27 protein-coding genes are annotated in these 21,206 nt (G+C 31.7%); all 27 read right to left on the bottom strand.

Annotated elements, in window-relative coordinates; translation table 11 throughout:
* Positions 1–5: 5 nt before the first annotated feature.
* The 27 genes from CYO89_RS08450 to CYO89_RS08300 all read right to left on the bottom strand — a co-directional run bounded on the left by CYO89_RS08450 (position 6) and on the right by CYO89_RS08300 (position 21,203).
* Positions 6–410, bottom strand: coding sequence for a hypothetical protein (locus CYO89_RS08450; RefSeq protein WP_141090734.1), 405 nt, complete (start codon positions 408–410; stop codon positions 6–8).
* 31 nt (positions 411–441) lie between these two features.
* Positions 442–804 (bottom strand): hypothetical protein, encoded by a 363-nt coding sequence (locus CYO89_RS08445; protein WP_103597957.1) that lies wholly within the window; start codon positions 802–804, stop codon positions 442–444.
* Positions 805–880: 76 nt separating this feature from the next.
* Positions 881–1,219 (bottom strand): hypothetical protein, encoded by a 339-nt coding sequence (locus CYO89_RS08440; RefSeq protein ID WP_103597956.1) that lies wholly within the window; start codon positions 1,217–1,219, stop codon positions 881–883.
* Positions 1,220–1,258: 39 nt separating this feature from the next.
* Positions 1,259–1,393 (bottom strand): hypothetical protein, encoded by a 135-nt coding sequence (locus tag CYO89_RS10625; RefSeq protein ID WP_258032554.1) that lies wholly within the window; start codon positions 1,391–1,393, stop codon positions 1,259–1,261.
* 279 nt (positions 1,394–1,672) lie between these two features.
* Positions 1,673–1,945, bottom strand: coding sequence for a hypothetical protein (locus CYO89_RS08430; protein ID WP_103597954.1), 273 nt, complete (start codon positions 1,943–1,945; stop codon positions 1,673–1,675).
* A complete protein-coding gene (locus CYO89_RS08425) occupies positions 1,942–2,211 on the bottom strand; it encodes a hypothetical protein (RefSeq protein ID WP_103597953.1) in 270 nt (89 codons plus the stop codon). Before CYO89_RS08425 ends, CYO89_RS08430 begins: the two co-directional genes overlap by 4 nt.
* A gap of 90 nt (positions 2,212–2,301) precedes the next feature.
* Positions 2,302–2,604 (bottom strand): hypothetical protein, encoded by a 303-nt coding sequence (locus CYO89_RS08420; protein WP_103597952.1) that lies wholly within the window; start codon positions 2,602–2,604, stop codon positions 2,302–2,304.
* Between the two features lie 4 nt (positions 2,605–2,608).
* A complete protein-coding gene (locus CYO89_RS08415; RefSeq protein WP_103597951.1) occupies positions 2,609–2,950 on the bottom strand; it encodes a hypothetical protein in 342 nt (113 codons plus the stop codon).
* Between the two features lie 253 nt (positions 2,951–3,203).
* Entirely contained in the window at positions 3,204–4,658 is a 1,455-nt protein-coding gene (locus CYO89_RS08405) for a hypothetical protein (protein WP_103597949.1), read from the bottom strand.
* Positions 4,659–4,702: 44 nt separating this feature from the next.
* Complete coding sequence (locus tag CYO89_RS08400; protein WP_103597948.1) at positions 4,703–4,990, bottom strand: hypothetical protein; 288 nt, start codon at positions 4,988–4,990, stop codon at positions 4,703–4,705.
* Between the two features lie 1,399 nt (positions 4,991–6,389).
* On the bottom strand, positions 6,390–6,581 hold the full coding sequence (locus CYO89_RS08385; RefSeq protein ID WP_103597945.1) for a hypothetical protein: 192 nt from the start codon (positions 6,579–6,581) through the stop codon (positions 6,390–6,392).
* Between the two features lie 126 nt (positions 6,582–6,707).
* Positions 6,708–6,932 carry a hypothetical protein gene (locus tag CYO89_RS08380; protein ID WP_103597944.1) on the bottom strand — a complete coding sequence of 75 codons (225 nt, stop codon included), beginning with the start codon at positions 6,930–6,932 and terminating at the stop codon, positions 6,708–6,710.
* A gap of 137 nt (positions 6,933–7,069) precedes the next feature.
* Positions 7,070–7,252, bottom strand: a complete 183-nt coding sequence (locus CYO89_RS08375) for a hypothetical protein (protein WP_103597943.1) — start codon at positions 7,250–7,252, stop codon at positions 7,070–7,072.
* Positions 7,245–7,589: a hypothetical protein gene (locus tag CYO89_RS08370; protein ID WP_141090733.1), complete on the bottom strand. Its 345-nt coding sequence runs from the start codon at positions 7,587–7,589 to the stop codon at positions 7,245–7,247. The genes CYO89_RS08375 and CYO89_RS08370 overlap by 8 nt, the downstream gene beginning before the upstream one ends.
* A gap of 48 nt (positions 7,590–7,637) precedes the next feature.
* Positions 7,638–8,066 carry a hypothetical protein gene (locus CYO89_RS08365; protein ID WP_103597941.1) on the bottom strand — a complete coding sequence of 143 codons (429 nt, stop codon included), beginning with the start codon at positions 8,064–8,066 and terminating at the stop codon, positions 7,638–7,640.
* The gene (locus CYO89_RS08360) at positions 8,066–8,395 is read right to left on the bottom strand and encodes a hypothetical protein (protein ID WP_103597940.1); all 330 of its coding nucleotides are present in this window, start codon (positions 8,393–8,395) and stop codon (positions 8,066–8,068) included. The genes CYO89_RS08365 and CYO89_RS08360 overlap by 1 nt, the downstream gene beginning before the upstream one ends.
* 55 nt (positions 8,396–8,450) lie before the next feature.
* Positions 8,451–8,948 carry a hypothetical protein gene (locus CYO89_RS08355; protein ID WP_141090732.1) on the bottom strand — a complete coding sequence of 166 codons (498 nt, stop codon included), beginning with the start codon at positions 8,946–8,948 and terminating at the stop codon, positions 8,451–8,453.
* A gap of 1,192 nt (positions 8,949–10,140) precedes the next feature.
* Entirely contained in the window at positions 10,141–10,527 is a 387-nt protein-coding gene (locus CYO89_RS08340; RefSeq protein WP_103597936.1) for a hypothetical protein, read from the bottom strand.
* A complete protein-coding gene (locus CYO89_RS08335; protein WP_103597935.1) occupies positions 10,528–11,346 on the bottom strand; it encodes a hypothetical protein in 819 nt (272 codons plus the stop codon).
* Position 11,347: 1 nt separating this feature from the next.
* Positions 11,348–12,223 (bottom strand): hypothetical protein, encoded by an 876-nt coding sequence (locus CYO89_RS08330; RefSeq protein ID WP_141090731.1) that lies wholly within the window; start codon positions 12,221–12,223, stop codon positions 11,348–11,350.
* A 193-nt stretch (positions 12,224–12,416) separates the two neighbouring features.
* Entirely contained in the window at positions 12,417–12,539 is a 123-nt protein-coding gene (locus CYO89_RS10620) for a hypothetical protein (RefSeq protein ID WP_257784944.1), read from the bottom strand.
* Complete coding sequence (locus tag CYO89_RS08325; protein WP_103597933.1) at positions 12,530–13,288, bottom strand: hypothetical protein; 759 nt, start codon at positions 13,286–13,288, stop codon at positions 12,530–12,532. The genes CYO89_RS10620 and CYO89_RS08325 overlap by 10 nt, the downstream gene beginning before the upstream one ends.
* Before the next feature lie 74 nt (positions 13,289–13,362).
* Complete coding sequence (locus CYO89_RS08320; protein ID WP_103597932.1) at positions 13,363–14,190, bottom strand: hypothetical protein; 828 nt, start codon at positions 14,188–14,190, stop codon at positions 13,363–13,365.
* A gap of 49 nt (positions 14,191–14,239) precedes the next feature.
* The gene (locus tag CYO89_RS08315; RefSeq protein ID WP_103597931.1) at positions 14,240–14,635 is read right to left on the bottom strand and encodes a hypothetical protein; all 396 of its coding nucleotides are present in this window, start codon (positions 14,633–14,635) and stop codon (positions 14,240–14,242) included.
* A gap of 14 nt (positions 14,636–14,649) precedes the next feature.
* Complete coding sequence (locus tag CYO89_RS08310) at positions 14,650–15,075, bottom strand: hypothetical protein (protein WP_103597930.1); 426 nt, start codon at positions 15,073–15,075, stop codon at positions 14,650–14,652.
* Between the two features lie 55 nt (positions 15,076–15,130).
* Complete coding sequence (imm40, locus tag CYO89_RS08305) at positions 15,131–15,448, bottom strand: Imm40 family immunity protein (protein ID WP_103597929.1); 318 nt, start codon at positions 15,446–15,448, stop codon at positions 15,131–15,133.
* Position 15,449: 1 nt separating this feature from the next.
* Positions 15,450–21,203, bottom strand: coding sequence for a filamentous hemagglutinin N-terminal domain-containing protein (locus tag CYO89_RS08300; RefSeq protein ID WP_103616836.1), 5,754 nt, complete (start codon positions 21,201–21,203; stop codon positions 15,450–15,452).
* Positions 21,204–21,206 lie beyond the last annotated feature (3 nt).

Below are 21,206 nucleotides of genomic sequence, written 5' to 3'. Positions count from 1 at the left end.
TAAATTTACCTCTTTAACTTTCGCTTTTTATTTCTAGGCTTTGATCTAAACAGAGGCTCGGTCTTTGGTTTTGGTCTTGTTTCATAGTGTGTGTTATAGCATTTTAGCAGCTCTTGTCCGCACCCTTCACATGTGGTTTCACCTATATGATAAAATTTCATGCAGTCGGGGCACCACATGCCCTCCAGCCTTTGCACGACTGGTGGTTCTTTTCTAAAAGCTATCCAAAAACCATAAATACCTAACAGCAAAAAACCAAGTGCTGGTAGTAAGTATAAATAACCAGCATCGTCAAATTTAAAAAACTTCTCACCAACTTTTACACTTTTGTTAGCTAGCATAGAAATACAGTCAAGCAAGCACATAAATCCTATGAAACCCCAGCCTATGCGTTTAAATATACAAAACATTATAAAACTTAAATCTTCACTAATACAAAAGCTAACTATTTTTATATTTTGCAAACAAATTTAGTATTACTCTTGCAGCCAAAATAGTAAATATAAAAATAGCTATATATTTCATATAAGAGCCATCAAAAATATTCAAGATAAGCCTAAAGCCTAGTAGATATATCAAGAGCAACGCAATGAACGACAGAAGGTCAAATTTAATTAAGCCACTTGCTTTGCTATTCTTGACAAAAAATGGCGCAACACAATAGATAAAAATACAAATAAAAAAGGAGACCGAGAGAAGATCAGCCTCACTCCAGCCCCTAATATAGTACTTCCCATAGATCATACACAAAACAAGCTCTACAAATGATATACAACCCGCAGCTATTCTTTGACTTTTTTCCATACTACTTCCTATCTTGGCAATATCGCCTAAATTTTAAATGGATTTATACGAAATTTGCACGGTTGATAAGATGACGCTATTTTTTAGGTGCTTTTTTATCGTACTTGTAATTAAATTTCGTTAGCGGCTTGCCACAATCTGGGCACCAAGAGGTATCTTTACCAACTTTAATGGCTTTGCCACAGCTATTGCACCATTTGCATTCAAATTCTTTCTTGATATCTTTAAATTTAATAGACCTATATCCAAGCCAAAAAAATAATATGGCGCCAACTAATGCCGCCACACCAGAAAGTAAGTAGAAATCTCCCATAAAAGAGTAGTCGGTACTATCATATGCTCTTGCTATTTTCTTGCTAGTAAAAATTTGAATAGCAGTTATCAAAAATCCAATAGATATAAAGAAATTACTCATTTTTCATTGCCTTTAAAAGCCAAATTTGCAGCCCTTCAACTACTTTTTTAGCTCCCTATATATAAAAAGCAAGCCAAGCAACGCCATGACAGATCCCACTGGTATATTTAGACCATAAGGGATAACATCTCCTTTTGGCAGACCAAAAATATTTATCGGTGGGGCCGGATCCACTAGGATAGACGGCCCTCCGGCGAAAATAATAAAACCTATTAAATAATTCATTTATTTTTCACTTTTCCACTAACTGTCCATTTGTTAGACGGTGCTGCTTATCATTTTTATTTACTATCATATCCATTTCCTAAATTTCTCCCCATGGCTTTTTAATCGAGAAATTCTAAAGAATTTAGGTTTAGCTTTGTTGATGTCATTTGGATTTTTGCATTTAACTCTTGCTTAAATTTAACAGATTTAAACGTTGTTTCAAATCCCCATTACCAACTTTTATGTTTATCCCATTGTGGCATTGTAAAGAAGCCAAAATACAAAAACTAAAAAGGAGTGGATTAAAGCAACACCACCTCTTTTTATTTCCATTTTTTGTATATATTCTTTTTTAAAGTCACTCTTTTTTATGCCGTTTTTTATTATAAAACATACATTGGCAAATATTAGCGATACAGCCATGGCATCAATATAGTGTTCTCCAAAAAGAAGTTTTAGGATTACTATAAAGCCGAGACATAATATGCTACCAAAAAAAATAATTAGAAATTTTTTCATTTTTTGTCATCTTTTTTATCTTTGTCATTTTTGCTTTTTATGCTATCGGCTACTGCTTGACCCGTTCCTGTAACAACTGATATTATACTTTCGGCCTCAATCTGTAAATCCCCATCGCCAACTTTTATGGTTTTACCAAAATTTCCTGCTATATTGCCGAATGCACCAAAAGCTCCACCTAAAAATAATTTACTAAACACTCTATCTTTATCCACATCTACTGAGCTATCTTTAAGCTGAGAATAGCTCAGTAGATGAGTTAACAAAAGTGCCTCTGCTTGCTTTAGTATATAAGACCAAATGCTTTAAATACGGTCTTCATAAAACTTATTCTACTATTGTCCCCACATTTGTTTTTAAAAAAATCTTATACAAATTAGCATTAACCAAATTAAAAGAATTACAATCATGTAAAATAACGCCACACTTCCATACTTTATCTCTATATTTTCTAGGTTCTTCTTGGTAAGGTCGCTTTTTTTAATATCATTTTTTATTGCAAAAAATCCATAAAAACATACCAAGATAAAACCTAGTGCGTCTATATAATAAATTTCTCCAAAAAAGTATTTTAATACACGCAAAAAGCCATTTAAAATAAGACCAAAAATAATACCCCAAAAAAGTAAAGTATAATATTCCTTAAAAAACTTTTTCATAAATTTACTTTTTATTGTTGATATTATCAAATTGTGCTTGCGCTACACCAAATATTATATTGGTCAAATTTTCAAAAGATGCCTTATAGTTGCCAGGTATTTTTTCTCCTATTTTTCCCATGTAACTCGCTCCATAACCTATAAGCCCACCAACTCCAGCATTTATAAGAATTCTATCTTTATCCACATCTTTTGATCTATCTTTAAATTGAGAGTATAGCTCAGTAGATGAGTTAGCAAAAGCGCCTCTACCTATTGCTGATAGTAAATTACCAGCACCTATTACCATACCTGTACCAAATTTGCCTTGTAAATTTATTTTCTTAAGTATATTAATAATATCCATAAGATAGACTCTATAACTGCATAGAATAAAGCTACGCTACCGTACTTTATCTCCATGTGTTTAATGTTATCGCTAGTGAGGTCACTCTTTTTGATACCGTTTTTTGCTATAAAAAATAAAGATACGCATATACACATAGCATATATTGCATCTATAAAATAAATTTCTCCAAAAAAGTATTTTAATAGCTTTACAAATAGTAGCGCTACGATGCATATTGCTATAACGCCACTGAATACTATCGCAAATTTCTTCATTGTTTATTATCTATATCTGACTGTATTACGCCACCTACTAGTCCAGTACCTACTTCAAATATAGTCTTATAGTTACCATCTTTGCCTCTTGGTATCTTCTCGCCTATCTTTCCGGCTATACCTGTTGCGCTTCCCATTCCTGCTCCAATTATACCCTTAATAATCACTCTTTTTCCATCCATATCTTTTGAAAGATCAGTTGCTTGAGAATATATTTCACTAGCTGCATTTCCAGCAGCACCTCTTGTTATGGCGCTTAGCATATGACTAGCTCCGCCCGTATATAATCCTACGGCATTATTTATAACAGCCGATAATGGGTCGTAGTTATTAAAACTATTGTTGTTTTTAGTATACTGTGAATATGTATCTATGCCCGCACTTATAATGCCACCTGTTACTATACCTGGGGTTTTTGAGATATCATAGAATTTAATATCCTTTTCTGGAGCTTCTGGTGCAGCTAACTTTGGCTTACGAACTGTTATAAAATAACCTTTATCGTTGGTGGTTTTAAAATTTCCAGTGCCTTTTTTGTTTATTACTTGTTCATATATCACTTTATTTCCTGATAGATCAAAATTGCGAGCTACATACTCTTTGCCATTGTGTCTTAGTATACCATCACTACCTAATGTTCCACCTTTTGGGGTATTGGCTGCTACTTTTTCAGCCACTCTCTTTTCCATCTCTACAAATGTGGTCTTCATCGCATTTCTTGAGCCAGAGTATAGAGCTAATGATAGTTGCTTTGCAGCACCGATAACTGGTTTTGCAAATGGTATAAGTATATCGCTTGCATCTCCCGCTCCTATAGTATGCTCTGGATTCCAGTGTTTATCTTCATACTGCTCTTTGGTTGCAGTGTATAAAGGATAACGCTTCATGCTATTTTTATAAACATCACTAAAGCTTAGACTTCTCTCATTAGCAGTAGTTGCCAATATATTATATGCCTCATCTATTTTATCCCTATCAAACACTATACTATATCCAGGCACCTCGCTTTCATCGGCGCTTTCTAATATAGATACAACATGTTCAAAAGCTTCTTTTTGTGATTTATCGACATTTGTTTTAGCCGCGAGCATAAAAAGATTTATTGACTGAGCATAAGGTATGTTATTTTCTTTACTATATCTATATGCTAACTCCATTGCAAGATCATATTCATTGTTTGTTAGCATCCTATTCGCTCCCAAATTCTTATCCAGCTTTGCAAATTCTCTATTGTTGTTTATCATGCTTGTTGTTACAGCTGTTGCTAAAGGTGTTTTAGAAAAACATTTATCGTTTAGCCATAGAGCATGAGAGAAATATCTAGTTGCAAAGTCTGAGAAATTTGATGCATACTTAGTATCATCATCTCTATTTTTATTTATATCTCTATGATCTTGTATATCCATAGATCTTTGATTTTCATGAGTTATGGTTTTTACTAGATCTTTCATATTGGTTATGTTTTTGAAATTTATATAGCTAGCACCAGTTTGCTCTACTCATATTCTTCTTCTAATTGGCAACTGAAATTTTCTATATCTATTTTAATACCAAATTTTTCAAACAGTATCTTGTTTATCTCTGGCGTTATATTGTAGGCTCCACTTAGGTATTCATTTCCATTTTCATCTAATTGGATATGTTTTTCATTTGGATAGATATTTAGTAAAACATTCTCAATATCATTTAACGTACAATTTTCAATAGGGATAGATTTTACAAAACTATCATCAACTTTATTATAATAAATAACGCAAATATTAGTTTTTGGCTTAGATTTCATTTTTTGCACCCCTACCCATTAGCCTCTCACAAATGCCTACTTTTATTATCAATATGTTCCCAAGTGTTATGTAATTCATCAAGACTATATAAAACGCCAGTGCTTTTGTTGATACAAATTTCTATCACTTTGAGCAATAACTAATTTTTACATCTTTTTAGCCTACTTTAAAGACTCTCCGCTTGTTCCAGAATTTCTATTTTTGTTATTGCCCCTCGAATCCACCAGCTTAAGGCCCATAAAAGTATTATTTATATTCATACATCAAAAAGTATTATTTATATTCATACATCAATTTGTTTATCTTTACGAAAAATAGCACAAATAACATAGCAAATATCAACTATGAGCTGAAGACACAAACAAGCATATGCGATATAGAGTAAATTTCTATCACCTAGGTCGTATGCAAAAAATTGAGGAATGTTTATAAAATTTGTCAGGATGATCATTATAGCACCAAGAAAAACGAAAAAATACCTAATAATAAACTTTATGCCCTTGTTTTTAGACTCTTTTAGCCAAAAAATCAAAAATATAAAACTTGCAATAGATCCGAAAATTAGACCAATATTATTAAAAGCCAACGTTATCTCCCATCAAAAAAACAGTCACTATCAGAAATATATTCAAAAATAGTTGATAATAGCCAGAAAAGTGCTTAGGATTATTTTGCCAATCTATCAATATAATGGCTGGCCAGATCATATTCATAAAAAAAACAACTATCACAGCCATGAATATTCCAGTTCTCATTTCTGACCAATTGTTGTGATAATAGACAATATGGCAAGCAAAATAGACAAGTATGGCAAAACCTATAAAAATACATAAAATAGATAAAAATCTCAGAAATTTATATATGAAATTTAGCATAAATCGCTTACTTATATATAGTATTAAATAAAGCACTAAATTTGATATTAAAAAAATCGATATTACTTCCACTTATTATCCTGCTACTTTGTAAGCTGAAAATGGGTTACTCCAAACCTTACCCATTAGCTCAAAATCCACCAACATTTTGCTTTTATCCTTTAATTTTACATTTTTAACCTTTAGCAAATTCTTGTTTTTTTCGATTTCTCTTTTTGGATTTTGGTGTTATAAAATGAAAATTTGCATTACTCGGGCATTTTTTGATGTTTTTTTGTGAAGCGAAAAGCAAGATAGAAAATGCAAAACTAGCTGCCAGGCCGATAATAGCCGGAATGACATAAGTATCACCCAAACTGGAAAAATCATGTTCAATTGCAAATCTTTCAAATTTTTTGTTCGCAAATATCCTAATAGATATAAATAAAAATCCAAAACCAATAAAGACATAGCAAAATTTATATTCCTTGAATTTGTTGTTATTGTTTTTGCTGTTTTCTAAATTTGCATCTTTAAATTTGACTTATTCTTTGGATTTGTAGAAAAATCCTAAACATATAAAAAATAACCCAACAATGAAAAATCCAAAAATATTTTTTTCATCAATTGTTTGCCAACCATGAAATCTAAAATAAATTTTGCCACCAAATAAAGCCCAAATGGCTTCCAAAAGAAAGATACAACCTAAAAAGATAAATCCAAATTTAGCGTTCATTTTCTATTCCAAGTGTCTCTTTTATATTGCTATATCCTGTTAAACAAAGACTGTATTATCATTAAACATATTTTTGCAAATTTAACCTCAGTTGCTCTATTTATAAAAATATAAATTTAATTATTTCTATTTTTTGCTTTTACCATTTATACCATTGATGGTTTCAAAAAAATCCAGTATCTTCTTATTTCTAGCAAAAATAAAACATATTATAGAAAATATAAAGCAAAAACATATATTTTCCATGTTTGGCTCAAGTTTTTGTCTTGCACCATAAACGGATATTCCAAAGGCTAATAAAACACCATGGATAAACAAAATTATTGAAAAAATATAAAGTACATATTTCATTTATTTTCCATAAAATCTAAAAAGCTTTTAATTCCAATTAACCAGCTTCCAATAATTCCAATCTAGTGCTACGACCATCCAGTAATATTTTTCAAAAATGCTATTTGTAATTTTCTTAAATTCCTGTTTTGAGATAGTCATTTTTCTTTTCTTTTATTCAATATTAATAAACATCCACCAATAATCAAAAAGCCACTTATTGGTATGTATAATAGTGGATTTGAAAAATCATGAAAAGCCCCTTGCGACCAAAATTGCTTAACAAACAACACTTTAAATCCAGCAATAATCATAACCAAAGCAAGACAATATTTAATCATTTTTATCTTTTTCTAAATTTTTCAACTCATCTGGAAAATACCTATAATATTTTTCAACTTCTATTACTTCAACATTACATTTAGAGCATTTGCCATTTTTAGTATCAGCGTAATTATAACTATTTTTACACTTTGAACACTTTGTAAATTCTGGTATTTTAGAATTTAGCCTTATCAAATATATCGTATATGCGATCAGCAAAATGATTAAAATTATCTGCATGGTTATAGACTGCGCACTTGATACTACATATACTTTTCCGCCTTTATAACCCTCTTCTGTTAATAATTTATATAAATTTAAAGATGATAACAATGTAAAAAATATTGCTATCACGATCCGTATTTTAATCATGGCCTAAGCCTATTTACTCGTAAATTTACATCAATCATCAACGTTACCTTTATCTTTTTTTCGTTTATTCCTAACGCTTCTTCTTTTGGGTCCTTTTTTCCTTTTTTCTAAAAATTCTAATTTTCTTATATAGTCGCCATATTTACTTGCATCCATCACCTCGCCACCACAAAAATTGCATTTACTTTTATCGCGTAAATGCCCAAACCACCAAGTAGTTTTACATTTAAGACATACTAAATACTCTGGGTATTTTTTGATGTTTTTTGTGGAACGCAAGGCAAAATAAAATCCAATACAGCCTAAAATAAAAAATGCAAGTACTGATAGAAGATACCAATCCCCCATATTTCTAAAATCGATAAATTTTTCACCTATCTTTACGCTTTGATTAACAAGCAGACTAAACACATGCAAAAAACACATAACACCCACAAAAAACGCAAAAATTCTATCCACTACTTTCTCTCTTTTGTATTAATTTCTTGTATTGAATTTATAGTATTTATTATGCCTTTTTTAAAAAAATAATAAGTATCTTTTATCTGTTCTCTTGGGTCAGAAGCAATCCAGCCACCAATGCCAGCCCAAGTAGCTTCTGGTATCCCGGTCGGGGCATAACTTGTAATAAAATCTTCTCCCCATCGCGCATAATTTATCATGCTTAAATCGCTAGCTTTCTTAAATTCCTGTTTTGAGATAGTTTTTATACCTGATCGTTGCAATGCGTTTTTTCCAACAGCCAAAAGCCCATCTTGTGTAACTTCATAATGATTTCCAACAAGCACCCTTTCTTTTTTTATTGACTCAATCAGTCTTATTATATAGTTTTTAATTAATGGATCATGTCACCGTATCATCACCACTGCTGCATTGTTTGTTCTTTAGCTTTACATTTGTAAAATTAAGCGAATTCTTTTTTTCAAATTTAATTTTTATCTTCTTTTGTTTTTTTCGTTTTTTGTCTTGTGGTTTATTTGGTGCAAATTTTTCAGGCCATAAAGCCCAAATAATCACACCAACGGCAGAAATCCATGTAAAAATACACAAATAGATTAAATAGCCATATGATTTATAAATTGTAAATTTAACGAGAAAGTAAAAAACAATAACAATAGAAATTAAAAGTAAAATATTTGTTTTTAAAATTTTTATACTTTTATTTCTGCTATAAATTATAAAGCTATGACAAATAAACTTGAAACTAAAATACAACACAGGCAAACCAAGAAAATATAAGATAGTCCAAGCCACAATTGGATACTGATTAGTCATATATACGATCAAATCTACAATTTTATATTGAAATTCTCGCCAGAAAGCACTAAAAAACTCATTCATTACCATTGCCACCAATAGTCTTATCTTTACTACATTACGAAAACCACAGTTTGCCCAATGAAATTTTGCAAACTTGTAGAACCTTGTATTTTCTTGTCATTATATCCTCTTTGGATGGTAGCAATTGCTCAAAAATACGATATAAATATTGCCAAATTCCATGCTAGTACAAAAATCATTTGACATATTTCACTTGACAACTATCCAAAATACTAATACAAAAGTACAAAAAACAAGCCATACAAATGCTACAAATCCATTATTTTTTACTTGATCGTTTTTTATTTTATACAAAGTTATGTCACTTCTTTTAATGCCATTTTTTATCACATAATATCCGTTAAACAGAATAGGGCACAAAATCAACATATACAGCCTTTGTTCACCAAAAAAATAAATAAATATCCTAAAAATAAGATAGACAAGAAATAGCAGCAGCCAAACTTTTAAAAGTATTAACAAATTATTTTTCATTTTTATCTACTTTCTTGCTTTAACTTTCTACTATTTCTATATAAATTTTGATTTTATAATGTTTTTTTAGATATTTGTGTGCTCTTTTTTAAATATCCTACAAAAGGTTTGATGAATATAAATATGTATATCGGATAATACAAAGTTGACAAAATATCCCAAAAAAGATGATCACCTGGTGATAGATCTGCACAACTACAATCTATATAGCCATGTCTACGCAAATACCCATACCCATCCATACCGCACAAAATTGCATTCATTATCAGTCTTTCTGCAAATACAAAAATAACCATAAAAACAGCAAACAAGAGTATGCTAAGAAAAACTGTAACAATTTTTAGTGGCTCGTCTCTAAAATTTATAATATAAAATATTTTTAATAAAATAATTAAATTAAACAAACAAAATAATAGTAGAGAAATATTATAGGAATAGCCAAGATATACCATTATAATCCCAGAGTATATAACCAAAAAATTTCCCAGGATGATCATGTGTTTTAGCCTATCATTCATCTTTTTGCCCACTTTTAATGTATCCTTTTATTTCGTGATAGTACATACTAAAAGGATAATATATTTCTACGTAACTAATATATACCCTTATCCATATTACCTTTTAAAAGCTATCACAGCCACTCTTCAACTCATCAATAATGCCTCAATAGATCAACTTTTTAATCTTAAATCCCATCTTTGACAAGCAAGCATCACTACTATCCATCTACTCCCTTTAATTCGTTTAGATAGCTTAGCACCTGCTTTTCATCTAACTTTCCATACAAATAAGGATTTGCTAGTTTAAAGATCATTTCTTGTGTTTTTTCATCTTCAAAGTCTATATCTTCACGACATTCTATCAAATTTGCCCACTCTTCAATCTCTAAAAAAGATATCTTTTTATCCAAGCTTCTTTGCAAAATTTCTGCTATATCATCTCTTGACATAGAAGCTAGCTCAGTTTCGCTATCAAAACCAATCTGGGATAACATGTTTTTTAATGTATCTATGTTGTTTTTAAAATACACCAAGTCTAATAAAATGCTAGTTTTATTGTCTTGAAATTCTAAATTTCTTTCCATATATATAACTTTTTGTCTCACCTAATTTTCTTTTGATAACTCATCTCGTATAGTTTTAAACTTTAGCCTATCATCACAAATTTGATTTTTTTCGTTCATGGTTTTGCATTCAAAGAAGTCCGGATTAAACCACTCGACAGCATTTTCGTCTTGAGTACCATATTTGGCATTTTCGTGTAGTAAACCATCTCTTTTCATTCTTTCAATATCCATCTCATCTATCCAAAGAGAGTCAGCTACTACTTTAATATCTTGTTTAATGGTACTATAAGCCTGAGTTATCTTATACTCATATAACTCTTCTTTAGTTTTTATAGTTTTATCTCTTGCATAATCCGATAATGACGTCTTTGCTATTAGAAATTTCTTCTTACCATTTTTGCTATAAAAGGGGCAAGTATATTCAATATTCACATAGGTACTACTGTTAATATTTGTCTTTGCAAGACATAATAAATTTGATATATACTCATCGCTTAGTTTAATGTATCTATTTGATTTAAGAGAGAATATCTTGCCATGAGATTTGAAATACTCCATTCTATCTTGCATTCTCTCCTCTTTGTTTGTTGCTTTTATTACATCGCTATGATCAGCATCTTTGGTATAGACACTGATTTTATATTCAAAGTTTTGTCCTATCTTGTTTATTATAAATTTTTTTAGCCCTTCGGTATCTAGCCTTACTTTATCTCCTCTTGCTTCTGGTGCATAGGCCTTTAAATTTCTATCATAGCTATATATTACATTTCGTTCATTTACTTGAAGCCCGCTATCTGAAAAACAACCAATAAACAAAAAAGCTACAAAAAGAAAAATAAATTTTTTATATTTAAGCATCTTAACCTCTTATCTTTCTTTCTGTTTCATAGTATTTCTCATCAAAAAATTTTTTATTTTTACGTATTTCTTTCCAAAGATGTGATTTTTTGCAGATCTGATATTCTTTTTGGTACTTTGTACAGTCAAATTTATTTGGATCAAACCACTCATAGATTATTTCATCAAATTCATCCCTAGGGTTATATATTCTGTCAAAAAGCAAGCCCTCTTTTTTCATTCTTTCCCTATCCATATTTTTTAATTTTATCGATTTTAAAAATTCACTCATATCATTTTTAAATAGTATTGCCATATCTTCTGCTTTATAGTTTTTATGTTTAACTGGATCAAAAAATAATCTAAAAGTGCCTCCAACAACTAAAGTTGATACAGCACCACTAGTATCATAATAAAGACAATCAATGCCATAGTTTGCAGAGCCAATTTGAGTTATTGAGCTTATCAAAAAATCTGCTTCACACTTTATGCCATCAATATATGTAAAGAATCCTTTTTCATAAGGTTGCCAACCCATTAAAATATCATAAATACTCCTATCAATGCTTTCTTCTCTATCTTTGCGAATTTCTAACTTACTTCGTGACATATTTCTTTCTTTATATCTGTAAGTATTGATCTGAAATTTTTCATTAAACATAGACGGCAAATTACGTTCAAAAACATTTCTGCCATTTTTTTCATCTAGAAAATAATACCAGTCAATATCAGTAAAACTACTTGGAAGCACATAGGTAAAGCTTTCATCTTGAAAAGATGAAAGCATAATACCTGGCTTAAGATGCTTTGTAGTTATATTTGGAATATCATAACAACCGGAAAAGAGCACAATAAAAGTTATAACAATAAGCTTTACTACTGGAAATTTACACCACATATAGCACCATCTTTTTCATAATCTTGACACACATAAGAACTGTGTGGTGAGCCATCCATAAATAATTTAGGAATATTTAACACATTTATACGATCTGTCATATCTGCTTTTTGTCTAACTTTCCATGCAAACAAGGATTTATTGAGTCCGTCCTGTAAATTTAAATTCTATGTTTCTAAATATTTATGGCTACTTATGGTCTATAGCCACATACTGCGCCATCTTTTTCATGGTCTTGACATATATATTCTTTTTCTGCGCAAGCTGTAAAAACAAATGCCAACAAAGCAAACATGATTAATTTTTTTATTTCCATTTTATCTCCTCTGATTTTGTTTTAAATAATAACCCATGCTGACGCATCTTTTGTCTATCCATATTGATTTTTATATTAGAAAAAATTTCTTCCGCATCTTGCCTAAATTGTCTTGTTATTTTATTTAACTTTTCTTTTTCTGAGAGGGTGCTTTTTTTAAATGCCTCACTTGATAAGTTAAAACTATACTCAGATCTTATACGAAGCACCTTTGGCACACCATTGGCACCATAAAAGCTACAATATGTCTCATACTCTTGTGTCTGAATTATGCCATCGCCCTTGTTTTGGTGATTATATTTTTTATTTAGTTCTTTAGGAAAGCTTCTGCATTTTATACCATCTATGATATTGACAAAAGCCCTATCATAATACTGTCCAAATGTTTCATTTTTATATTTTATATTTGGATTATTAGTATTTAGCTCAAAAGAATTTATATTTTCCAAGTCAAGATACTTTTCTCCATCGAATGTATCTATCTTATCTATTTCAAGATAAAATATCTCAACTATCTCTCCGATGATACGGCGCTGCAACACTGTAAAATCATCATATTTGTCTAAACCCTCAAATAAGATGCCTCTATTTATCGGCTCCTTTACTGAAAATGTTTTATTTGAGCTATAAAGTGTAGTGTTTGCATCCATTTTTATATAGTCGCGATCATATATATCACTTTTATATGTATTATCAAAACTACATCCTGTTATGAAAGCTATTAAAAATGAAATTATTAGTATCTTCACCTTACTACACTCCTTTATGTATAGCCACTATTTTTATCAAATTCTTTGCATATAGTTTGCAGTTGTAATTTTATCTAAAACTGAACCCTATATGGTTTATCAAACAAAAGCCCTTCTTTTCTCATCTTCTCTCTATCCATGCCAAGCTTTATGGTAGAAAATATTGCTTGTATGTCTTGCCTAAATATATTGTGTATATCATTTAAGACTTCCTGCTCTGTTTTGTTGCTATCTGTAAAAGCTTTTGATTTGCGATTAAAACTATATTCATATTGTAGTCTAACCATATTTGTTGGTTTTTTAATGTTTTTTGGCTGATAAAATGAACAATATGTATCATAGTATTGTGTATATGTCTTTTCACCATCTATTACATTTTGATAAATCTGTCTCAAATCCGCATGGACAAATGTCCTGCATTTAACTCCATCTATATAATCAAGATATGCTTTTTTATATATAGCACTAGTAGTAGTATTGTAAAAACTCTCTTTAGTTTTTGTCTCTTCTTCAAAAATTTTAAGATTTTTTGGATTGAGATATTTTGCAGATTCAAAAGTATGCCCAGGATAAGACTCTGTCGAAATAATAAGCTTTGAAGCCATCATATTTTTTATAGCCCAAGTCAACGCCATGCCTTCCTCTACTTTATATACTCCATAAAAAACGCCTATATCCTTATGTATAGGTGCCATCAAAGAGAGCAATCCCTCTTTGGTAGATATTCTTTGATCTACACTCAAAATTTTAGATTCTTTATTGTCATCATCTACACTCGTAACAATACCGCATCCAGACAAAAATAAGATAATAAATAAATATTTCGTAAGTTGCGGTTTTAAAGTAGCAACCAATACATCAAACGGAGTGATTATAAATAATATAAAATTTCTAAATTTCATCTATTCTCTTTCGCTTTACTATAACATCCTCTCGATCACTATTGCTTTCCTATCTCTTTAGCTTTCGCTTTTTATTTCTAGGCTTTGATCTAAACAGCGGCTCAGTTTTTGGTTTTGGCCTTGTTTCATAGTGCGTGTTATAGCATTTTAGTAGCTCTTGTCCGCACTTTTCACATGTAGTTTCACCTATATTATAAAATTTCATGCAGTCAGGGCACCACATGCCCTCTAGCCTTTGCACGACTGGTGGCTCTTTTCTAAAAGCCATCCAAAAGCTATATATGCCCAAAAATAAAAAACTAAAAGCTGGCAAAAGATATAAATTACCAGCATCATCAAATTTAAAAAACTTCTCGCCTATTTTTACATTTTTATGTATTAGCATGGATATACAGTCAAGCAAGCACATAAATCCTATAAAAGACCAGCCTATGCGTTTAAACATATTTTCTACTTATATTATCTACCTACAAACATTATTAAAACCCAAACAATGGCAAATGCCAATATCCACATTATAAAATTTGACCATTTATCTTTTTCATCTTTGAGGTATTTGGTTTTGTCTTTATTCTTAACATAGTATTTTTTTAAATTTCCACCACATTGCCTACATTTCTTGCTACCCAGTGAATAAAATTCTCTACATTTTTTGCACCACATGTATTTTAAATTTGGCTTTTCGTTTTTATATGATCTAAATGCCATCCAAAAGCCATAAATGCCTAACAGTAAAAAACTAAGTGCTGGTAGCAAATACAAATTGCCAGCATCATCGAATTTAAAAAACTTCTCACCTACTTTTACATTTTTGTTAGCTAGCATAGAGATACAGTAAAGTAGACACATAAATCCTATAAAAGACCAGCCTATACGTTTAAACATCTTATTTGTCCTTGCTTTTACTGTATATGATTTATAAACTCAACAACATTATTTTCTACAACATACCAGATGTATATATAGTATAAAAGCAGTCTTTATCTATATTATGATATTTTTCTATGTAATCAATTGCTTTTTTAGCAGAATACTCATGTAGATCATATGTATATTCTTCAGAATTAAAGCTCCAATTATCATAAGTATATTCAGCTGCTTGCCCATCATACTTTATTACATCACCACCGACAATAACTTGCCCCTTGGCTTTCAATACCGCGATCTTCTTTATAGCATTTTCGTAGTCGTAAGCAATTTCACATATATTGCTAAAAAAGAATTCCTCTATTTTTATCACATCATTTATTAAATTCATACTATTTTTCCTTTATTTTAAAAAATCTATGATTAACCGTATTATCAGGCTCTATTATATACTCAAACACTCCATCGTGATTTTTGTAGCTACCTTGAATTTCAATCTTTACTCTCTTAATCCCATCATTACCGATAATTTCCGATTTTTTGCCATATTTAGCAAAAGCATCTACTGCATTTGGAAACGAATGAAAGTAATCACTTTTGTTTGACATTTGGGTCAAAACTTTTTTTGTATAACTTATATTTTCTAATGGGTTTTTTAGCGCAGTATTTTTAAAAAGGCCAAATGCACTTTTTGAAAAAATAGGCGCTGGCAAGAATGATAAGCTTCCATCCTCTAGCCCCACACTCTTATCAGGCGTATAACCGCTGTTATTATACTGCTCTTTTGTAGCAGTAAAGTAATCTTGTTTAGTAAATTCCTCTTTATATATATCTCTAAAAGATTTTTCTTTAGAATTTACTAGCAGATATGCTTTAGCGTTATTTATATCTCCTTGATTAAATTTATAAAATTTCTCATTGTAGTTTATTACACTTATTTCATCATTTTCATCTCTTACTTCAAATTTCTCTTTTGAAGTAAAATCATTATATGAACCTTTATCTACTAGCACACTAGCAGCAGTATATAAGATTTTAACAGCCTGCTCTTTAGAGATATTGTTTTTAGTAGCATAATCATCAGCCATAGAGTTTATGAAATCTATCTCTCTTTGATGAAGCTGTCTATTATAAGTATCTGCACTTGTAGTTATTTTATAGCCTGTGTTTGCTCCTTCATCGCCATTAGCTATGCCTCCAGCTATTATGCCTATTAGCTGGGATACTAGTAGGCGTTTGTTGTTATAGGCTTCTATCTCTTTAGTGCTCATATTTGATGTATCTTTATGTAGTGCAGAAGAGATTGCTTCATTTACTGCCCCACTTAATGCACCAGCTGCAACGTTTTCATGAGATAGCTTTGCTGATAGTGCTCCTACGGCTGAGTGAAGAGCTATCTTACCTAAGCCTGATTCTTTAAATAATTGGTTAGAGTTTATATTTGCTTCATTGCTTGAGTAGCTTCCTACTGCCTTGTAAGCATTATCTGTTGCTTTAGAGATTAAATTTGATAGTAGTGCATCTTTAAAGTTTGTTTTATAGATGGCGGAGTTTATTGCTGCGTTTGATGTAGAGCTTAGTAGGTCTGCATAAGAGAAAGTATAAGTTGGTGTGTTTATAATGTTGGTATTACTTAGAGTGCTTATGCTTGATATGTAGTTACTAACATATGAGCCTACCCCTGCACTGATGGCTGATTTAGCTAGGGATGATGCATCAAATTTAACCTTACCATGAGATAAGAGGTTGTTTGTTAGTTGGACTGTTGAGTTTGCTATGACAGCTGTTGTCATAGCTGATATGGCTAAACCTGCGGTTGAGCTAGCTGCTGCTGCACTACCTAGAACACCTGCTGCTACCGCACCACCAGCTCCTGCTGTTAGGAATGTAACTATGGCTGTTATTATTAGAGCTCCCATTCCGCTAAGAGTAGTTGTCTTATCTTCCCACTCTTTAGAATTTAGAACTGCTTTTACTTGATTTATCGTCTCTTCATCTATTGGAGTATCTGAGTTTGATCTTAGCTCTCTTATAACTCCCTCTTTAAATTCCTCTGAGTTTAAAGAGTCATTTATCGCTTTAAATGTTGTAGCATCTAGTTTATTAGTTATATCCTTGCCATTTAGTGTAAATTTATCTTTTACTTTAATGATAGCTGGGATCTCTACCTCTTCTATCTTGCCTTTATTTTTTACAGTAGCTGTTAAAACTCCTGCATTGTTGCTTAGGCTTGTATTTACAGATGTGCTCTTTGATGAGACTAAATTTAAAAGCTTTGTATTTACATCTACATTAGTAGCCTCTATGATAGAAGCTAGAGCATTTATGGTATTTGAGTTTAGACTTATATCTTTTGCTGATAGTGTGCTTATAGCAAGGTTATAGTTTGAGCTACTCTCTTCGCCATTTGACTTCATTAGATCGCCAAAGCCTGAGTCTTTAAATTTAGATGAGCTCTCTAAGCTATATGAGGCTGGTAGTAAATTTATGTTATCAGCTTTTATATCTAAGCTCTCATCTGCGCTGATATTTGAGCCTGAGAGTGTAGTATCTTGGTTTGAAGCTATGTTTATGTTTTTGGCGTTTAAATTTGAGCTAACAACCTCTTCATTTGTTGAGCTAGCTGACGCGCTTTGCTTGCCAAGGATCTTTCTAGATATAGATTCTGATTTGGTATTAGAGATGCTATTTGTCGATGAAATTTCTATCGCTTCATTAGCTTTTAAACTTAAGTTCTCTTTAGCATCTACATTTGAAGCAACTATGTTTATATCTTTATTGGCATTGATATTTATATTTTTGCCAGCTTTTATATTAGAGCTCTTGGCTTCTTGACTATTGCTTTCAAATTTGGCAGATGTTTTTCCTATTACAAATGTAGGTGTGCTAAGTGAGCTAAATTTATCTTTTGCTTCTTTTAGAGGGTTTAGCTTTCTTTTTAGATCAACAACGATATCTTTTAGCACTTCATTAGGCTTTAAGATACCTACTCTGCTACTCTTATGCTCCTCTTTATGGTAGCTTTCATCATTTGTGTTTGATATAGCTATAAGCTCTGCGTTTAAATTTATATCATTGCCAGAGTTTAGGTTTGCACCTTTTAGGCTAAGAGCACTTTTGGCATTTAAATTTATATCGCTTCCTGAGTCTATAGTGCTATAAACTGCCTTCTTGCTGCCATTTGCCACAAGGTCAAAGCTACTCTTATAAAAGGCATTTGGATTTAAAGATATTTTGCTCTTTTTAGAAGCATGAGAGCTAGCCTCTACATCGTAGCCGTTTTCAAAGAGGATATTGTTGTTTGAGTTTAAATTTATATCTTTGTCTGATTTTAGCTTAGATGATACTAGATAGATATCATTAGCTGAGTTTAAATTTATGTTATTGCCTGATTTTAGGCTAGTGCTTACCACCTCTGAGCTTACAGCGCTATCTATGGTTTGTTTTTTAGAAAGGAGCGATTTAGAGCTATTTATAGCTGTTGCTTCGCTACTGTTTGACTGCGCTGCTAGTATGATGTCGCTAGCTTTTAAATTTATATCTTTTAGCGAGTTTAGATGTGATGATGAGACTACAAGAGTGTTTTTAGCATTTAAATTTATGTCGCTATTAGCGTTTAAATTTGCAGCACTTACTCTTTTTACACTCTCGTCAAATTTCATACCTTTAGAGCTTGCGTGATGAGTATAGCTAAACTCATCTGCTTTTATCTCTATATTATTGCCTGAGTTTAAATTTATATCTCCACTTGCATCTAAATTTGAGCCAGAGACTTTTATATCATTGCCAGCTTGTAAATTTATATCATTTGTGGTCTCTAGGTTAGAGACTTTGCTAAAGTGAGACTTGCTTTGATCTAAGTTTATATTGCTCTTTGCGTTTATGTTTAAATTTTTAGATTTTAGATCAGAACTATCTATCTCTATATCATTAGCCGCGATGTTAGCATCGCCGCTAGTTGATAGCTCCGCACCTTTTAGCTTTATCTTTTTATCCGCATTTAAATTTAGACTATCAGCCACTACACTACCAGCTAGGCTTATGTTGCCTTTGGCGTCTAAGTCTATGTTATTAGCCATTACAAGAGCTGATGCTTTTACGTTTTTATCTTTAGCTTCTTTTTTAAATTTACTTATGCTCTCGTTTCTTGCTTCATATAAGCCATCAAGGATATTTGCTATATAAGCAGAGTTTATACTATCAAGGCTGTAGTAATACCCTTGGTTTTTCACTCTTCTATTTAGGTTTTTAATAATTGGGCTATTAAATATTGGCTCAGAGAATTTATCCAGATCAACATTTGCTAGTTTTATATCGTCATTTAGTGCGTAGCTAGAAAAGTCCTGAGTGCTTCCTACTATGTTATTGCCCGCTGCAAAAACTGCTGGCAAACCAACATCAGTGTATGAGAAGTTAAAAACTTTTCCTGTTCCGCCCTTAGTTTTCCATCCTCCGCCTCTATACCATTTCTTTTTCTCTTTCCACTTATAAACACTATAGCTATTTACATTGTTATTTAGCATTAGAGCTATGTTTTCTACATTATCGCTATTTAGCTTTAGATCTCCTCCAGCATATATAACACTCTTGTCGTTTAAGACATCATTTACATTTAAATTTATATCATTGTTAGCTATTATGCTGCCTGGGATGAAGTTAGCTTTATCATCTTCGTTTAGAACATCTTTAACTATGCTATATGTGATAGTTCTTTTTTGTTCATTACTCTTTGCTCTACTAGTATCAACTAGAACTTCGTTTGTATCATAGTCCAGTCTTAGGTTGTGAAATATCTTTTGACTGGTGCCTACTAGATGGGAGTCTTTGTGTAAATTTAGAGCATATAGAGCGCCATCTTTATTTGCAGCCTCTTTTAATACTAACTCATTTACCTCGTTTTCATCTAGCCCACTTATATCTTTGCCTAGTTTCTTGGCTAGTTTCGCACTTATCTTCTCTTTTAGCTCTTTTAAATTTACGCCAAGCTTATATCTGTTTACACCCTCTTTTTTTAGATGCATAGTGCCTTGTTTATGCACTGTATCTACCCTAGCCTGCGAGCTTGAGTTATTTACTAGCTTTTTAGCCTCTACATTTATATCTTTAGCATAAATTTGGCTTGAGGTATTTACCAAAGTGTCTGCTTTTATATTAAGATTCTCTTTGGCTGCTATTAGCGCTTCATCTTTGTTTGTTATAGTATTTGCTTTTATGCTTGTATCTTTATTAGAAGCGATAGCGCCAGCATTAACTATATCACCATCAAGGCTTATCTCTATGTTGTTATTTGCTATAACTAGGCCGTTATTATTTACGCCTACGCCATTACTTGTGCCAACTAGTTTGATTTTATTAGCATACATACCGCCAAGTGCGCTACTATCTAGGCTAAAGCTGTTTTCTTGGTTTTTAGCTTTTACGTCGTTGTAAAGTCTATCTTTACTTGAAGTAAGTGCCTTTTCGCCGATGATGTTTAGCTCATTTGCGTGGATATTTGAGTTTAAATTTATGGCATTTGAGATCACATTAGTATAGTCACTGCTCTTATCGTTTAGGCCGTCCCCTACGATGTCGATTGACTTATCAGATATTAGCTCTATCTCTTTAGGGCTTAGTTTATTGATATTACCTGTTGTTAGTGTGAGTGAGCGAGAGTTGATCATATTTAGACCATCTACGCTTATGCCATTTGGGTTTGCTATGACCACATCAGCTCTGCTACCAGCAACCTCTAAATTTCCTTTTAGAGATGACTTCTCAGCTGAATTTACTTTGTTGATAATAAGGCTTGCCTCTTTATTTAGCCTATAGTTTGCATCTATCTGGCCAGCTATCTTAGTATCTATGTTTTTATTAGAGTTATTAAGGATAGTGCCAGTGGTTGGGGTATTAAACCTGCTATATTCATTTATAGATACGCCCTTGCTATCAGGGTTTGTGATGTTTATGATTAGCGTCTCATTAGGAGCTTTTAGTATATCAGGGCGATTGCTAGCGCCTGGGTCAGCTATGATGCTTGGCTCATTTGCTAATGCTGGTGAAGTGGCAAGTAGCAAAGAGAGACTTACGTAGAAATTTAAGCCTATGGTTAAAAGACTAGGTTTTTGATTGCTTTGCGCATTTGAAATTTGGTTGTTCTTTAGCATATT

Origin of the sequence: Campylobacter concisus (assembly GCF_002913765.1) — a bacterium.
Lineage (GTDB): Bacteria > Campylobacterota > Campylobacteria > Campylobacterales > Campylobacteraceae > Campylobacter_A > Campylobacter_A concisus_BB.
This window is presented reverse-complemented; position numbering and strand designations above follow the sequence as displayed.

What these genes read in the sequence shown, in the direction of transcription:
- CYO89_RS08450 (WP_141090734.1), bottom strand. Translation starts at nt 410, where the DNA reads ATGTTTTGTATATTTAAACGCATAGGCTGGGGTTTCATAGGATTTATG.
- CYO89_RS08445 (WP_103597957.1), bottom strand. Translation starts at nt 804, where the DNA reads ATGGAAAAAAGTCAAAGAATAGCTGCGGGTTGTATATCATTTGTAGAG.
- CYO89_RS08440 (WP_103597956.1), bottom strand. Translation starts at nt 1,219, where the DNA reads ATGAGTAATTTCTTTATATCTATTGGATTTTTGATAACTGCTATTCAA.
- CYO89_RS08430 (WP_103597954.1), bottom strand. Translation starts at nt 1,945, where the DNA reads ATGAAAAAATTTCTAATTATTTTTTTTGGTAGCATATTATGTCTCGGC.
- CYO89_RS08420 (WP_103597952.1), bottom strand. Translation starts at nt 2,604, where the DNA reads ATGAAAAAGTTTTTTAAGGAATATTATACTTTACTTTTTTGGGGTATT.
- CYO89_RS08415 (WP_103597951.1), bottom strand. Translation starts at nt 2,950, where the DNA reads ATGGATATTATTAATATACTTAAGAAAATAAATTTACAAGGCAAATTT.
- CYO89_RS08405 (WP_103597949.1), bottom strand. Translation starts at nt 4,658, where the DNA reads ATGAAAGATCTAGTAAAAACCATAACTCATGAAAATCAAAGATCTATG.
- CYO89_RS08400 (WP_103597948.1), bottom strand. Translation starts at nt 4,990, where the DNA reads ATGAAATCTAAGCCAAAAACTAATATTTGCGTTATTTATTATAATAAA.
- CYO89_RS08385 (WP_103597945.1), bottom strand. Translation starts at nt 6,581, where the DNA reads ATGAACGCTAAATTTGGATTTATCTTTTTAGGTTGTATCTTTCTTTTG.
- CYO89_RS08380 (WP_103597944.1), bottom strand. Translation starts at nt 6,932, where the DNA reads ATGAAATATGTACTTTATATTTTTTCAATAATTTTGTTTATCCATGGT.
- CYO89_RS08375 (WP_103597943.1), bottom strand. Translation starts at nt 7,252, where the DNA reads ATGATTAAATATTGTCTTGCTTTGGTTATGATTATTGCTGGATTTAAA.
- CYO89_RS08355 (WP_141090732.1), bottom strand. Translation starts at nt 8,948, where the DNA reads ATGAATGAGTTTTTTAGTGCTTTCTGGCGAGAATTTCAATATAAAATT.
- CYO89_RS08335 (WP_103597935.1), bottom strand. Translation starts at nt 11,346, where the DNA reads ATGCTTAAATATAAAAAATTTATTTTTCTTTTTGTAGCTTTTTTGTTT.
- CYO89_RS08330 (WP_141090731.1), bottom strand. Translation starts at nt 12,223, where the DNA reads ATGTGGTGTAAATTTCCAGTAGTAAAGCTTATTGTTATAACTTTTATT.
- CYO89_RS10620 (WP_257784944.1), bottom strand. Translation starts at nt 12,539, where the DNA reads ATGGAAATAAAAAAATTAATCATGTTTGCTTTGTTGGCATTTGTTTTT.
- CYO89_RS08320 (WP_103597932.1), bottom strand. Translation starts at nt 14,190, where the DNA reads ATGAAATTTAGAAATTTTATATTATTTATAATCACTCCGTTTGATGTA.
- CYO89_RS08315 (WP_103597931.1), bottom strand. Translation starts at nt 14,635, where the DNA reads ATGTTTAAACGCATAGGCTGGTCTTTTATAGGATTTATGTGCTTGCTT.
- CYO89_RS08310 (WP_103597930.1), bottom strand. Translation starts at nt 15,075, where the DNA reads ATGTTTAAACGTATAGGCTGGTCTTTTATAGGATTTATGTGTCTACTT.
- imm40 (WP_103597929.1), bottom strand. Translation starts at nt 15,448, where the DNA reads ATGAATTTAATAAATGATGTGATAAAAATAGAGGAATTCTTTTTTAGC.
- CYO89_RS08300 (WP_103616836.1), bottom strand. Translation starts at nt 21,203, where the DNA reads ATGCTAAAGAACAACCAAATTTCAAATGCGCAAAGCAATCAAAAACCT.